We start from the raw sequence: 14,467 nt of genomic DNA, 5'->3' as shown, positions 1-14,467 counted from the left end.
TCAGCCGCCGACCTCGACCGTCAGCTCCACCTCGACCGGCACGTCCAGCGGCAGCACCGCGACGCCGACGGCCGACCGGGCGTGTGCCCCGGCCTCGCCGAACACCTCGCCGAGCAGGTCCGACGCACCGTTGATCACACCGGGCTGGCCGGAGAACGACGGGTCCGACGCGACGAACCCGACGACCTTCACGACGCCGGTGACGCTGTCGAGGCCGACCAGCCCGTCGATCGCGGCGAGCGCGTTCAGCGTGCAGATCCGGGCCAGGTCGTACGCGTGCTCGGCGGTGACCGTGGCGCCGACCTTGCCGGTCGCGGCGACCTTCCCGTCCACGAACGGGACCTGCCCGGCGGTGAACACGAGGTTCCCGCTGCGCCGGGCCGGGATGTAGGCACCGGCCGGTGCGGCCACCGCGGGCAGGGGCAGCCCCAGCTCCTTCAGCCGGGCGAGTGCGCTCACTGCTGCACCGGCCGCTTGAAGAACGCCACCAGCTGCTCGGCGTTCGCGCCGCTCGTCACCGTGACCAGTTCCCAGCCGTCCTGGCCGAAGTTGTCCAGGATCGCCTTGGTGTTGTGGATCAGCAGGGGGGCGGTCAGGTATTCCCACTTCACGACCGGGGAGCTCATGGGCGGGACTGTAACCCGGGCACCCGACACCGAACCGCCGTGGCGCGACGGATGGCCGTCCCCCTGCGACGGACGCCCACCGCCGGAGCGCGGGACGCACCCCGTCCGTTGTGGGACGCACCTCGCCGACGGGCCGCTGTCGGTGGGCGCTCGTACGCTGGATCCGTGACCACGACCGTCCGGCCCGAGCCCGGAACCCGCCCCGACCCGTGGCCCGACGCGCTCTCCCGCGCGCGGTTCCACGTGGTGTCCGGCAAGGGGGGCACCGGCAAGACCACCGTGGCCGCCGCCCTCGCGCTGGCCCTCGCCGGTGGCGGGAAGCGGGTGCTGCTCGTCGAGGTGGAGGGCCGCCAGGGCATCGCCCAGGTCTTCGACACCGCCCCGCTGCCCTACGAGGAGCGCCGGATCGCCGTCGCGCCCGGCGGGGGCGAGGTGCGGGCGCTGGCCGTCGACGCCGAGGCCGCCCTGCTGGAGTACTTCGAGATGTTCTACCGGCTGGGCGTGGCCGGGCGGACGCTGCGCCGGATGGGCGCGATCGAGTTCGCGACGACGCTCGCCCCCGGCCTGCGCGACGTGCTGCTCACCGGCAAGGCCAAGGAGTGCGTCACCCGCACGGAGGCCGACGGCCTCCCCGCCTACGACGCGGTGGTCCTCGACGCGCCGCCCACCGGCCGTCTCGTGTCGTTCCTCGACGTCACCAAGGCGATGGCCGACCTGGCCAAGGTCGGGCCCATCCACGGGCAGGCCAAGGGCGTCGAGGCGCTCATCCACTCCCCGCTCACCGCGGTGCACCTGGTCACCCTGCTGTCGGACCTGCCGGTCACCGAGACGCTCGACGCCGCCGCCGAGCTCGACGCCGCCGGGATCCCGCTGGGCTCGGTCGTCGTGAACCGGATGCGCGAGCAGTGGCTGCCCGACCGCTCGGTCACCGCCGCCGCGGGCGGGCGGGTCGACGCGACCCGGATCCGCAACGGACTGCAGAGCGCCGGGATCGAGCTGGCCCCCACCGAGATCGACGGCCTGGTCGCCGAGACCGTGGAGCACGCCGTCGCCGTCGAGGGGGAGACCGCCGCGCTGCGCCGCCTGGAGACCGAGCCGACCCCGCCGCTGCCGCGGCTCACGCTGCCCGCCCTGCTCGGCGGGGTGGACCTCGGCTCGCTCTACGAGCTCGCCGAGTCGATGACCGCGCAGGGTGTGCACCTGGAGGCCCGCCGATGACCGCCGACCTGGACGTGGACGCCCTGATCGACGACCCGGGCACCCGGGTCATCGTGTGCTGCGGCTCGGGCGGCGTCGGCAAGACGACCACCTCCGCGGCGCTCGCGGTGCGCGCCGCCGAGCGCGGGCGTCAGGTCGTCGTGCTCACCATCGACCCGGCGCGTCGCCTGGCCCAGGCCCTCGGGGTGAGCGAGCTGTCCAACGACCCGGCCCCGGTCGGGGCGGTCGACGGCGAACTCGCCGCGATGATGCTGGACATGCGTCGCACCTTCGACGAGATGGTGGAGTCGCACGCCCCGCCCGAGCGGGCGCAGAAGATCATCGAGAACCCCTTCTACCAGACGATCTCCTCCTCGTTCTCCGGGACGCAGGAGTACATGGCGATGGAGAAGCTGGGCCAGCTGGCCGGTGCCGGGACGTGGGACCTCGTCGTCGTCGACACGCCGCCGTCGCGCTCGGCGCTGGACTTCCTCGACGCCCCGCAGCGCATGTCCCGCTTCCTCGACGGCCGCATGATCCGGCTGCTCGCCGCGCCCGCCCGGGCCGGCGGCCGCGGGCTGCGCCGGATCGTCGAGGCCGGGTTCGGGCTGTTCGCCAAGGCCGTCGGGTCGATCATCGGCGGGCAGATGCTGCAGGACGCGTCGGCGTTCGTGCAGGCCTTCGACACCCTGTTCGGCGGGTTCGCCGAGCGGGCCGAGAAGACCTACGCGCTGCTGCGCTCGGAGGGGACGGCGTTCCTCGTCGTCGCCGCGCCGGAGCCGGACGCGCTGCGCGAGGCGGCCTACTTCACCGAGCGGCTGTCGTCGGAGGACATGCCGCTGGCCGGGCTCGTGCTGAACCGGACCCACCCGGTGCTCGCGCCGGTCTCCGCGGCGCGTGCGCGGGCCGCGGCCGAGCAGGTCGGTGGGCCGGGGTCGCAGATCGCGGCCGCGGTGCTGCGGCTGCACGCCGACCGCGTCGACCTGCACGAACGGGAAGAGCACCTGCTCACCCGGTTCTCCGCCGCGCACCCCGGGGTGTCGGTGACGCGGGTCCCCGCGCTGGCCGGCGACATCGCCGACCTCGACGGGCTGCGCCGGGTCGGTGCGCTGCTGGCCGGCGAGGCCGAGACCGGCGCCGCGGCGACGGCGGGCTGAGAAGAAAGGGCAAGCATCCGACGCCACGGCCAGACTGCTTGTACTTTAGAGTCTCGCTAAAGACGAAGCCTAGAGGTCGGTGGCGTCGGATGCTCCCCTTTCACCCGGAGTCGGATCTCGTTCAGGATCGGGCGCGACTCCGATCGACGGTGCGAGCCGTGCTGGACAAGCTCTCCTCGGGTCGGCTTCCCGACGATGTGGAGCGTCAGCAGGTCGACCTCAAGGAGGAGGCCGGTCGACGGGGGCGCGGCGGTGTCCTGCTGCCGGGGCAGGAACGGAACACGGCAGCGGCCGAGCATCTTGCCGACGAGGTCGCCTGCTTCGCCAACACGGCCGGAGGCGGCGCGCTCCTCCTCGGGGTGGAGAACAAGTCCGGCGAGCTGCTCGGAACGGCCCTCGACGCGGAGTGGCTCCGGCACGCCATCTACACGCGTGTCGACATCGCGCCGGCTGTGGAAGTCGAGGTCGTCGATGGTGTGCGGCTGCTCGTTCTCTACGTCGCGGGTGCCGACGAACCGGTTGAGGACACCAGCGGTCGATTGCGCTGGCGGGTCGGCCCGCACTGCGCGCCGGTCGATCGCGCCGAATGGTGGCTGCACCGCCAGGGATTCGACAGCATGGCGGTCGCCACGACCCGGAGTCTGGTCGACGTCGGTCCGGGTGCCGTCCTCGCCGTGCGGCGGTACCTCGACCGGGGCGGTCACGCCGATCTGGCCGCGGAACCGACTCCCGATCTCCTGCGCCGGCTCGGAGTGCTGAGGCCTGACGATCGTCTGACACAGGCGGGCGCGCTCCTGCTCTGCCCGTCCGACCGCACCTATCTGTCGGTGTCCGTTCTGGAGGTCGAAGGAGGAGATGTCCTCCTCAGCCCTCCCGACCTCTCCGGGCTCAGCGTCATCGAGCAGCTGGCCCGGGTCGAGGAGCGATTGGAGGCGGTCAACACGGAGATCACGTTGCGGTCGGGGTTCGCCCGTCCCAGCGTGCGACGCCTACCGATGGACGCCATCCGCGAGGCTGTCGTGAACGGACTGGTCCACCGGGACTGGCTGGCACCACAGCCGGTGACGATCACTTGGGTCCAGGCCGATTCGGCCCTGCAAGTCATCAGCCCTGGCGGCTTCACCGGTGGAGTGACGGCTCAGACCGTCCTGACCTCGCGGCATGCACGCCATCCTGCGCTCGCCGACGCGTTCCGCGCGCTCGACCTCGTCGAGAAGCAAGGTCTCGGCGTCGACCGCATGTATCGGGAGATGGTCGTACTCGGTCACCGTCCACCGCTCATCGTCGAGGAGCCCGGGCCGCAGATCCGGCTTCGCCTGGTCGGCGGGCATCCGGTCATCCCGGTCATGGCGTTGACCGGCCGGATCGATCCGACGGTTCGACGCCGCGACGTGCGGGTCGCGCTCGTAGTCGACCACCTGCTGCGACACTCGCTCGCGACCGCCTCCGGCATGGCACCGGTCCTGCAGCGGACCCCGGCAGAGGCGGAGGAGGCGCTGGAGACGGCCGCGGACTGTCGGGTGGACGGGACGCCACTCGTCGAGCGCTACAAGGACGTGTGGGTCCTGTCGCGCGGGGCCGTTGCGGTGGTCGAGCGCTCTGCGGAGGCGGATGAACTCCGTGCTCGAGGGATTCTGACCTACCGACGCCCGGATGACCCCGTGTCCGTGGCGGCCGAGTGGTTCGCCGAGCATGCCCGGATGACATCCGGGGACTACGCGTATCTCACTGGTCTGACCACCAACGGAGCGAGAGCCCAGCTCGAGCGCCTCGTGGCCGACGGTGTGCTCGTCCGCGGCGACGCACGAGGTAGGAACGCGCACTTCGTCCTGGCGTCCCACGCCTGATCAGGGCATCGAGAAGAAGATCATCGGGTTGCGTGAGGTCCCGCGGACGCCGGTGATCCCCAGCTCGGCCCGGACGGCGTCGAGCGCGCGCAGGTTCCGCGGCGCCGCCGCGCGCGAGGAGGTGAACCAGCCGGTGCCGCTGCGCTCCAGGTGCCGCAGCACCTCGGACCCCTCGGTGAACGGGCGCGCCCGGGGCAGGTGGAACACGTCGTGCACGCTGGTCGGGGTGCCCGTCGCGATCCGCCCGAACAGGTGCTCCAGGTACCAGCGGGCGAAGCGGCGTCCGTGGTCGGCGTCGACGAACAGGTAGCCCGTGTCGGCGGGGACCTTCTCGACGGTCTCGCGCAGGTCACCGCGGTGGAACGTCCAGCGCCCGGTCGACAGCTCCTCGGGCACGGTGCCGCACACGTGGTCGACCAGGTCGAACGACTGCAGGTGACCGGACCCGTTGTCGCGCAGCGCGGACAGGATCCAGGTGGTGGACCAGCCGTAGTAGGTGCCGACCTCCACCACCTGCGACGGCCGGTGGTGGCGCAGCAGCAGGTAGGTCAGCTCGGCCTCGACGTCGTCGAGCTGCGGGGTGATCGTGCCGTCGGCGAGGAGCTCCCGCTGCCGGTCGATCACCGTGGCGAGGTCGTCGGCGTGCGTCCGGTAGAGGCCGGCCAGGAACTCGAGCACGCGCCTGACGCTATCGGGTCAGGCGCTCCTGCTGCGTCCGGCGTAGTGGTCGGAGCGCGCGCGCCCGAGCAGCGCGGCCCAGTCGCGCACGTCCGGGCGCCGGCGCAGGAGTGCGCGGCGCTCCCGCTCGGTCATCCCGCCCCACACGCCGAACTCGACCTGGTGGTCCAGGGCGTGTGCCAGGCACTCGGTGCGGACCGGGCAGGACAGGCAGAACTCGCGGGCCTCGCGCTGGTCGGCACCGGTGACGAACAGGTTCTCGGCGTCGGAGGTGCGGCAGCGTGCGGCCGAACGCCAGTTCCAGACCGCGGTGCAGGCGCGGACGACGACGGCGGGGCGCAGGCGGGGCCTGCCGGTGACGGGACGCAGGGTGTCGAGCATCGGGTCGCCTCTCGGGCCGGGGCGGGCCCGGTGGCCCGCGACGTGATGCCTCGATCCTCGGACGCGGAGGGTGCCCGGGTCAGCGCGCAAAACTACGCAACCGGGGACACGAGCCTGACCGTGTCCTGACCTCCCGGCCCGTAGGCTTGCCCCTGTGAGGTTCCCCCGGCGTCTGCTCCGCCCGCTCGGCGTCCTCGCCGGCCTGTGCATCCTGCTCGGTGTGGTCACGGCGGGCATGGCCTTCCCGCTGGTCGGCGGCCTCGGCGTGCTGTCCAACGAGGCGGGTGACAGCGTCACGTCGAGCTCGGCGGACCTGGTCGGCACCCGCCCGCCGCTGACGACGACGCTCACCGACTCCGGCGGCCGCCCGATCGCCTACCTGTTCGACCAGAACCGCACCGAGGTCACGAACGACCAGATCTCGACCGCGATGAAGGGCGCGATGCTGGCGATCGAGGACCGCCGGTTCTACGAGCACGACGGCGTCGACTGGCAGGGCACGCTGCGCGCGGTCGTCGCGAACTCGGCGTCGGGCGACGTCGTCCAGGGTGCCTCGACGATCACCCAGCAGTACGTCAAGAACTACATGCTCTACGTCGACGCGACGAGCGAGGCCGAGCGGCTCAAGGCCACCGAGCAGACCCCGGCCCGCAAGCTCAAGGAGGCGCGGATCGCCCTGCAGCTGGAGCGCCAGCTGTCCAAGGACGAGATCCTCAACCGCTACCTCAACATCGTCTTCCTGGGCAACGGGTCCTACGGCGTCGCCGCCGGGGCGCGCACCTACTTCAACACCACGCCGGACAAGCTGACCGTCCCGCAGGCCGCGATGCTCGCCGGGATGGTCCGCTCGACCACCCAGTTCGACCCGGTGCAGAACCCGCAGACCGCGCTGCAGCGGCGCAACGTCGTCATCGACCAGATGCGCCAGCAGCAGATGATCGACGACGCCCAGGCGAAGCAGGCCATGGCCGCTCCGCTCGGCGTCGCGAACCCGCTGGTCCGCGTGCCGAACGGCTGCAACGGCGCCGGCGACATGGGCTTCTTCTGCAAGTACGTGACGCAGTACCTCACCGAGGCCGGCTTCACCGAGGAGCAGATCCAGCGCGGCGGTTACACCATCCGCACCACCCTGGACCGCCGCGCGATGGAGGAGGTCAAGCGCTCCCTCGACAAGGAGGTGCCGCCGGACACCCCCAACGTCGCGAACGTGATGTCGCTGGTCCAGCCCGGCCAGGACAAGCACCGCGTGCTCGCGATGGGGTCGAGCCGCACGTTCGGCCTGAACGCCGACGCCGAGGAGACCAGCTACGGCCTGCCGTACCAGCCGGTCAACCTCGGTGCCGGGTCCACGTACAAGATCTTCACCGCGGCCACCGCGCTGGAGAAGGGCCTCGGCATCAACTACTCGATGCAGGTGCCGCCCTCGGGCTACGCCTCCCCGATCTACGTCGACGGCAGCGGCCGCCCCGTCCCGGTCGCGAACGCCGGCAACTACCCCGGCCGGATGAGCCTGACCGACGCGCTCGCGCAGTCGCCGAACACCGCGTTCATCAAGCTCGAGGAGTTCACCGGGGTGCCGGACGTGGTCGACATGGCCGTCCGCCTCGGCATGAAGTCCCTGGCCACGACGCCGTTCGTCGACCCGGGCACCGGCAAGCGCACCGACCGCTCGATCGCCGAGGTGATCAAGGACCAGCGGCTCGCGTCGTTCACGCTCGGCGTCACGCCGACGTCGGTGCTGGAGCTGGCCAACGTCGGCGCCACCCTGTTCTCCCAGGGCAAGTGGTGCCCGCCGACGCCGATCGACTCGATCACCGACGCCGAGGGCAAGCCCGTCCCGATCACCGAGGAGCCCTGCCAGCAGGCCGTCGAGCCCGCCCTGGCGAACACCCTCGTCACCGGCCTGAGCAAGGACGACGTCGCCGGCACCTCCGCGGCCGCGGCGAGGGCCGCCGGCTGGACCCGGCCGATGGCGGGCAAGACCGGGACGACCCAGCAGCACAAGTCGGCCGCGTTCATGGGCGCGATCCCGGAGATGGCCGGAGCGGTCATCACCTTCGACAACTCCAACCGTCCGCGACCCCTCTGCGACGGCGGCGGCGCCCCCTTCGCCTGCGGGAACGGCAACATCTTCGGCGGCAAGACCCCGGCCCGGACCTGGTACGGCGCGGTGACCCCGCTGGTGGCGAACACCCCGCCGACGCCGCTGCCCGCGACCGACCCGCGCTACCTCGACGGCGGCGCCGAGTCCCGCATCCCGGACGTCGTCGGCCGGTCGGCCCGCGCCGCCCGCGGCGAGCTGGAGGGTGCCGGCTGGCAGGTCACCACCCGCACCGTCGACAACAACGCCCCGGAGGGGACGGTCGTCGGGCAGGAGCCCCGCGGCGCCGCGCTCCCGGGCGAGCAGGTGACCCTGCAGGTCAGCAGCGGGTCGGTGCCGGCCCCGCCGCCGCCCCCGGGCACCCCGACGCCCGGCCCGGCCCCGGGGCAGGACGGCGGCCCGCCGGCGGACCGCCCGGACGGGAACCGGCCGCCCGACGGCGGGTGACGCTCCGTCCGGCCGGGTCACCCGGCCGGGCGGCACCGCGCGCCATACCCCGTCGGAACGAGGCATCACCGCTGGTCGCGGCCTAGCATGCCGTCATGGCCGTGCGGTGGAGGAGCAGGCGTCCCGCGCCGGCGCCCGCCGACGACGGGCGCTGGGGCGTGGCGCGGCTGGTCGCCGAGCGCGAGGCGGACCGGCTCGCCCGGGAGCGGGTCGCCCCCGCGGAGGCCCCGGACCCCGACCCGCCGGCGGAGGAGGAGCGGCCCGCTGCGCGCGAGCCCGACGTCGACGGCCCCACCCAGCGGACCCTGACCGCGGTTCGGCGCCGCAGGCCCGGCCCCGCCGCCATCCCCACCCCGGACGACGACGCGGGCGACCCGGTCCCCGGCCCCCGCCGCCCGGTGACGCCCACCCCGTCGTCGCCGGTCCCGCCCGAGCCCCGGCGGTCCCCGACCGGCCCGGTGCCCCGGCTGCCCGCCCCGCGCCGCCCCCGCGCGGACGGCGACGAGCCCGTCGGCACGGTCTACCGGCCGCCCGCGGTGTCCGCCCGGCCCCCGGTGGACCTCGACAACGGCCTGCTCGGCTTCTCCCGGCTCACCCGCGGCCGGGTCGGGGCCCGGGTGTTCACGATCGTCTTCGTCCTGATCTACCTGGTGATCCTCGTCCAGACGCTGTCCACCATCGTCTGAGGCAGCGCATCCGCTGTCGGTGGCCCGGTCTAGCCTGAAGATCCGCACGCCGTGCCGGGTGAGGAGGAGGTGAGCCGCGATCACGACCCCGTCGTCGACGTCGCACCGCCTGACGTCGGTCCTCGCGATCCCCGCCTTCCGCAGGCTCTGGTCGGTCACCGCGGTCACCGCGACCGGCGAGTGGCTGGCGCTGCTGGCGCTCACGTCGCTGGCCACCCACCTCACCGCGGGCGCCGGGTTCACCGCGCAGAGCTTCGCGCTCGGGGGCGTCGTCGCGACCAAGCTGGTGCCGTCGCTGCTGTTCGGGCCGCTCGCCGGGGTGCTCGCCGACCGCTTCGACCGGCGCAAGGTCATGGTGACCTGTGACCTCATGAAGTTCGTGCTGCTGCTGTCGATCCCGTTCGTCGGGCAGCTGTGGTGGCTGCTGGTCGTGACCCTGCTCCTCGAGCTGTGCACCATGTTCTGGATCCCGGCGAAGGACGCGGCTGTCCCGAACCTGCTGCGCAGCCCGGCGCAGATGGAGAGCGCGGCGCAGCTGAGCCTGCTGGTGACCTACGGCGTCGCCGTCGTCGGGGGCGCGGGGCTCTTCGCGCTGGTCAGCAAGGTCGGTCCGCTGTTCGGCGCGGACCAGGCGACCACCGTCTACGCGGCGCTGTGTCTCAACGGGTTCGCGTTCCTGGCATCGGCGCTGGTCGTGTACTTCGCCATCCCGGAGATCTCCGGCCGGGCCACCGAGGCCGAGCGCCGGCACGCCCCGCCGTCGATGCTGTTCCTGCTGCGCGACGGCTACACCTTCGTCGTCCGCACCCCGCTCGTGCGCGGGCTGGTCATCGGGATCATCGGCGCGTTCACCGCGGGCGGCGCCGTGATCGCCACGGCCAAGCTCTACGCGTCGAGCCTCGGCGGCGGGGACGCGGCGTACTCGATCCTCTTCGCGTCGGTGTTCGCCGGTCTCGCGGCGGGCATGGCCGCCGGTCCGGTGCTGGCCCGGCAGGTGCCGCACCGGCGCCTGTTCGGCAGCGCGATCATCGGGGCCGGGGTGTCGCTCGTCGTCGTGGCGGTGGCGGTGCACCTGTTCATGGCGATCGCCGCGGTGCTGTTCGTCGGCGCGTTCGCCGGGGTCGCGTTCCTGACCGGTCTCACGATCATCGGCACCGAGGTCGCCGACGGGATCCGCGGCCGGGTCAACGCGTTCGTCCAGTCCCTGGTGCGGCTGGTGCTGCTGGGCGCGATGTCGGTGGTGCCGGTCGTCGTCGGCATCGTGGCGACGCGGACGGTGACCGTGGGCGACACCGCGCTGCTGGTCGACGGCACGCGGTTCGTCCTCGCCGGCGGGGGCGTCCTGGCGGCGGTGGTCGGCGTCGTCGCGCGCCGGCAGATGGCGGAGGAGGGGTAGTCGTGAGCGTGTGGGACGACGTGGTGGGCCAGCCCGCCGCCGTCGCCGAGCTGGACGGGGCGGCGTCGGACCCGACGGCGATGACCCACGCCTGGCTGTTCACCGGCCCGCCCGGCTCCGGCCGGTCGAACGCCGCCCGCGCCTTCGCGGCCGCCCTGCAGTGCCGCTACCACGGCTGCGGCGAGTGCACGGCCTGCCGGACCGTCATGGCGGGCACCCACTCCGACGTCCGCGAGATCGTCCCCGAGGGACTGTCCATCTCGGTCGCCGAGATGCGCTCGCTCGTCCAGCTCGCCGCGCGGAAGCCCGCCACCGGGACCTGGCAGATCGTGATCATCGCCGACGCCGACCGGCTCACCGAGGGCGCGTCGAACGCGCTGCTCAAGGCGGTCGAGGAGCCGGCGCCGGAGACGGTGTTCCTGCTGTGCGCGCCGTCGGACCACCCCGACGACGTGCCCGTCACGATCCGGTCGCGCTGCCGGATGGTGCACCTGCGCAGCCCGGCGCCCGACGCCGTCGCCGGGGTGCTGCGCGACCGCGACGGGATCGACCCCGAGCAGGCCCAGTGGGCCGCGTCGGTGTGCGGCGGCCACGTCGGCCGCGCCCGGCGCCTCGCCCGCGACCCGCAGGCCCGTGCCCGGCGCGAGGAGATCCTCGGCGTGCCGACGAAGCTCCGCCGCCTCGGCGACGCGTTCTTCCACGCCGACGTGCTGATCCGCGCGGCCGAGGCCGAGGCCGACGAGCTGCGGTCCTCCCGCGACGAGTCCGAGCGCGAGGAGCTGGCCGTCGCGATGGGCGCCGGCGGCACGGGCAAGGGTGCCGCGTCGGCGGCCCGCTCGGCGAAGGCGGCCGAGCGGGACCTGGAGAAGCGCCAGAAGAGCCGCGCCACCCGGACCCAGCGGGACGCGCTCGACCGCGCCCTGGTCGACCTCGCCGGCTTCTACCGGGACGCGATCGTCGCCGCGACCGGCGCGACGGTGCCGCTGACCAACCCGGACCGCGACCGCGAGATCCGGGTGGCCGCCGCCGAGTGGGGCCCGGAGTCGAGCCTGCGTCGCCTCGAGGCGGTGCTCGCCTGCCGCGACGCGCTGGAGCAGAACGTGAAGCCGCGGATCGCCGTCGAGGCCATGATGACGGCGCTGCACCGTGGATGACCGGCCGCTGATCCTCACGGCCCTGCTCGACGACGCCACCCAGGCCCGGTTCGACGACCTGCGCGAACGGCACTTCCCGGCCGGGCGCAACCACCTCGCCGCGCACCTGACCCTGTTCCACGCCCTGCCCGGCGACGCCGCCGCCGAGCTCGCCACCGACCTGACCGCCGCGACCGACCGCGCCCCGATGACCGCCCGGGTCACCGGCCTGCGGCTGCTCGGCCGCGGCGTCGCCTTCACCCTCGACTGCCCCGACCTGTCGACCCTGCGCCGCGGCGTCGCCGACCGGTGGCGGTCCCGCCTCACCCGGCAGGACGCCGGGAAGACCGACCTGCACGTGACCGTCCAGAACAAGGTCACCCCGGCCACGGCCCGGGCGCTGCACGACGACCTGGCCGCCGGGTTCGCCCCGTGGGACGCCGGCGTCCCCGGCCTGGCGCTGTGGCGCTACGACGGTGGGCCGTGGGAGCCGGGCCCGCGTTTCCCGTTCACCCGCTGAGCTCCACCCGCGTCGCCAGCACCACCTGGTCGCCGGTGCGGTCCGGGGCCGCGCGCAGCTCCGGTGGCCGCGGCACGAAGCCCGGCACCCCGGTCAGCCCCGGCGAGAGGTCCGCGACGGCCACGCCCAGCGGCCCCGGCCCCGTCACCAGCTCGACGACGGCACCCGCGGCCGGCACCGCGTGCAGCCGGATCTCGGTCAGCCCGTCCGCCGGCGCGGCCGACACGGCAGGCCGTCCGTCGGGGGTCACCGTCGCCGCGGTGACGGCCCGGTCCGGTCGCAGCGTGATCCCCGGCGCCCCGCGCGGGCTCGTCACACGCAGCACCGCCCGGTCCGCGGTGCGGCTCAGGACCTCCACCCGCGGGCCCGGTACGGCCAGCGGCTGAGCCGGCCCGGTGCGGACCTCGTCCGGGCCCGGCCAGGCCGGCACCTCCTGTGCCGGGGTGTCCAGGTAGCGGGCGGTCCAGGCCGCGGGGACGGTCTGGTTGCTGACCCAGCGGGCACCCTCGTCGTCCTGCAGGAACGACAGGTGCGAGGCCTGCGGCCGTTCCGCCGACGGGCCGTTCACCGCCGCCCCCACCCCGGCGAGGACGACCGCGGCCAGCGCCGCCGCGACGGGCACCGGCCACACGCGACCGGGCGGACCCCCGACCGTCGCGCGCTGCATTCCCTCCGGGACGAGGACGACGGTGAGGGCCGCGGCGGTGAGCACCAGCGCCCCGGCCGGGACGCCGTCGGACACCCCGGACAGCACGAACAGGTCCCAGCCCAGCGGCACCAGCAGCGCCGCCGCCGGGACCGCGCCCAGCGTGGCGGCCGCCGTCGCGACGACCGGGCGCCCCCGCAGCACGAGCGCGACGGTGAGCCCGGCGCCCGCGGCGGCCGCGGGCCACGCGAACAGGTACGACGCGCCCGGCACCGTGCCCGCGGTGACCAGGCCCAGCACCGCGAGCACCAGCACCCCCGCCGCGGCCGCGCCGGCGGCGCCCGCCCAGCGGCGCACCGCGAGCCACCACAGCGCCGTCACCGCGACGGCCAGCGCCACCGCGGCCGCCTGCACCGGGACCGGGCGGTGCAGGAACGGGCCGGTGTCCGCCCACACCGGATGCACCGCCAGGAGCGCCCGCCACAGTCCCACCGACGCGGACACCGCGGCGACGACCGCCACGACCAGCAGCGCGGCAGCGCCCAGGACGCGCGGCACCGTCGTCGCCCCGCGCCGGCGTGCGACCAGCACCGCGGCGACGACCGCGACCGCCCCGAGCGCCGCCACCGGCCACACCAGCCACGACGGGTACACGACGGTCGTCCCGGCGAACCGGAAGTACGTCGCGTCGTCCTGCGGCAGGGCGCCGGACACCGCCGGATCGAGCGGGGCGAGATCCTGGTCCCCCAGGGCGCGCGCCAGGCCGAGCGCGGCCTCGCCGTGGCCCTGCACGCTCGCCGCGCTCAGGTTCTCCGGGGCGTCGCCCGTCGTGTGGTACTGCACCGGCTGCTCGACGAATGCGACGTCCACACCGGGGCGGCCGGCGTCGAGGACCCGGGTGAGGTCGGTGTCGTTGGGCAGCAGCCGGAACGCCTCCACCAGCGACGAGTCGCCCGTCGGGTGCGGTACGGCGTCGGCGAACACCCGGGCCAGCCCGGCGTTGCCCGGGGAGGTCCGGAACATCAGCGACGGCCCGGACACCCCGCGCGCCTCGAAGTTCACGGTGACCGCCGGGCGCGCGGACGGGACGAGCTCGTCGCGCACCCAGGCCTGCATCCCGAGCAGACCGACCTCCTCGGCGTCGGTGACCAGCACGAGGAGGTCGTTGCGCAGCGGCGGGCCCTCCCGCAGCGCGCGCACCGCCTCCAGGATCGCCGCGACCGACGCCATGTCGTCCGCGGCGCCCGGCCCGCTCGCGACCGAGTCGTAGTGCGCGGACAGCACGACCGCCCCGGTCGGGTCGGTGCCGGGCAGGGTGGCGACGACGTTGTCGACCGGCGCCGCGACCATCCTGCTGTCGGCCCCGCCGACGCCGGTCGAGGAATGCAGCCGCGTGGTCAGCCCGGCCGCGGTCAGCCGGGCGGCGATCGCGTCCCGGGCAGCGACGGCGGCCGGGCTCCCGCCCGGGCGCGGGCCGTCGACCAGGTCGTCCACCGTGCGCATCGCCCGGTCCGCGCTGAACACGCCCGGGTCGGCGTCGGCCGGGACGGGATGTGGTGCGCGTCCGTCCAGCCACGTCGCCGCACTCACCAGGAGCAGGGCCAGGACCGCCAACAGCCGCATCGTCACGGGGGTGATCCTGCCTCCGGACG

At 74.3% G+C, this 14,467-nt stretch carries 13 protein-coding genes; 8 read left to right on the top strand and 5 right to left on the bottom strand.

What is annotated here, in order from left to right; translation table 11 throughout:
* Together KPL57_RS31670 and KPL57_RS31665 are read right to left on the bottom strand one after the other, a co-directional pair.
* Positions 1 to 459 (bottom strand): RidA family protein, encoded by a 459-nt coding sequence (locus KPL57_RS31670; protein ID WP_226354318.1) that lies wholly within the window; start codon positions 457 to 459, stop codon positions 1 to 3.
* Entirely contained in the window at positions 456 to 626 is a 171-nt protein-coding gene (locus KPL57_RS31665; RefSeq protein ID WP_139282840.1) for a DUF4177 domain-containing protein, read from the bottom strand. Before KPL57_RS31665 ends, KPL57_RS31670 begins: the two co-directional genes overlap by 4 nt.
* Positions 627 to 791: 165 nt before the next feature.
* Here KPL57_RS31665 and KPL57_RS31660 point away from each other — a divergent pair, with 165 nt between their 5' ends.
* The 3 genes from KPL57_RS31660 (at position 792) to KPL57_RS31650 (ending at position 4,827) form a co-directional block, all read left to right on the top strand.
* Positions 792 to 1,844 (top strand): ArsA-related P-loop ATPase, encoded by a 1,053-nt coding sequence (locus KPL57_RS31660; RefSeq protein WP_226354317.1) that lies wholly within the window; start codon positions 792 to 794, stop codon positions 1,842 to 1,844.
* A complete protein-coding gene (locus tag KPL57_RS31655; RefSeq protein WP_226354316.1) occupies positions 1,841 to 2,980 on the top strand; it encodes an ArsA family ATPase in 1,140 nt (379 codons plus the stop codon). The genes KPL57_RS31660 and KPL57_RS31655 overlap by 4 nt, the downstream gene beginning before the upstream one ends.
* Before the next feature lie 158 nt (positions 2,981 to 3,138).
* Positions 3,139 to 4,827 carry a DUF5635 domain-containing protein gene (locus tag KPL57_RS31650; RefSeq protein WP_226354315.1) on the top strand — a complete coding sequence of 563 codons (1,689 nt, stop codon included), beginning with the start codon at positions 3,139 to 3,141 and terminating at the stop codon, positions 4,825 to 4,827.
* Here the strand turns inward: KPL57_RS31650 and KPL57_RS31645 are convergent, their stop codons facing one another.
* A complete protein-coding gene (locus KPL57_RS31645) occupies positions 4,828 to 5,505 on the bottom strand; it encodes a class I SAM-dependent methyltransferase (protein WP_226354314.1) in 678 nt (225 codons plus the stop codon).
* Positions 5,506 to 5,523: 18 nt separating this feature from the next.
* On the bottom strand, positions 5,524 to 5,886 hold the full coding sequence (locus KPL57_RS31640) for a WhiB family transcriptional regulator (RefSeq protein WP_226354313.1): 363 nt from the start codon (positions 5,884 to 5,886) through the stop codon (positions 5,524 to 5,526).
* Between the two features lie 154 nt (positions 5,887 to 6,040).
* Between KPL57_RS31640 and KPL57_RS31635 the strand changes: the two genes are divergently transcribed.
* From KPL57_RS31635 to KPL57_RS31615, 5 genes are all read left to right on the top strand, one after another.
* Positions 6,041 to 8,434: a penicillin-binding protein gene (locus tag KPL57_RS31635; RefSeq protein ID WP_226354312.1), complete on the top strand. Its 2,394-nt coding sequence runs from the start codon at positions 6,041 to 6,043 to the stop codon at positions 8,432 to 8,434.
* Positions 8,435 to 8,529: 95 nt separating this feature from the next.
* Positions 8,530 to 9,120: a hypothetical protein gene (locus KPL57_RS31630; protein WP_226354311.1), complete on the top strand. Its 591-nt coding sequence runs from the start codon at positions 8,530 to 8,532 to the stop codon at positions 9,118 to 9,120.
* 79 nt (positions 9,121 to 9,199) lie between these two features.
* Positions 9,200 to 10,516 carry an MFS transporter gene (locus tag KPL57_RS31625; RefSeq protein WP_308253102.1) on the top strand — a complete coding sequence of 439 codons (1,317 nt, stop codon included), beginning with the start codon at positions 9,200 to 9,202 and terminating at the stop codon, positions 10,514 to 10,516.
* A 2-nt stretch (positions 10,517 to 10,518) separates the two neighbouring features.
* Positions 10,519 to 11,670, top strand: coding sequence for a DNA polymerase III subunit delta' (locus tag KPL57_RS31620; RefSeq protein ID WP_226354310.1), 1,152 nt, complete (start codon positions 10,519 to 10,521; stop codon positions 11,668 to 11,670).
* On the top strand, positions 11,663 to 12,169 hold the full coding sequence (locus KPL57_RS31615; RefSeq protein ID WP_226354309.1) for a 2'-5' RNA ligase family protein: 507 nt from the start codon (positions 11,663 to 11,665) through the stop codon (positions 12,167 to 12,169). The genes KPL57_RS31620 and KPL57_RS31615 overlap by 8 nt, the downstream gene beginning before the upstream one ends.
* Here the strand turns inward: KPL57_RS31615 and KPL57_RS67560 are convergent.
* Positions 12,159 to 14,438 (bottom strand): M20/M25/M40 family metallo-hydrolase, encoded by a 2,280-nt coding sequence (locus KPL57_RS67560; RefSeq protein WP_264198854.1) that lies wholly within the window; start codon positions 14,436 to 14,438, stop codon positions 12,159 to 12,161. The genes KPL57_RS31615 and KPL57_RS67560 overlap by 11 nt on opposite strands.
* Positions 14,439 to 14,467: the final 29 nt, after the last annotated feature.

It is taken from the genome of Pseudonocardia sp. ICBG601 (genome assembly GCF_020496245.1).
This window is presented reverse-complemented; position numbering and strand designations above follow the sequence as displayed.

Coding starts and splice junctions, on each gene's coding strand:
- KPL57_RS31665 (WP_139282840.1), bottom strand. CDS start 626: ATGAGCTCCCCGGTCGTGAAGTGGGAATACCTGACCGCCCCCCTGCTG.
- KPL57_RS31655 (WP_226354316.1), top strand. CDS start 1,841: ATGACCGCCGACCTGGACGTGGACGCCCTGATCGACGACCCGGGCACC.
- KPL57_RS31640 (WP_226354313.1), bottom strand. CDS start 5,886: ATGCTCGACACCCTGCGTCCCGTCACCGGCAGGCCCCGCCTGCGCCCC.
- KPL57_RS67560 (WP_264198854.1), bottom strand. CDS start 14,438: ATGCGGCTGTTGGCGGTCCTGGCCCTGCTCCTGGTGAGTGCGGCGACG.
- KPL57_RS31630 (WP_226354311.1), top strand. CDS start 8,530: ATGGCCGTGCGGTGGAGGAGCAGGCGTCCCGCGCCGGCGCCCGCCGAC.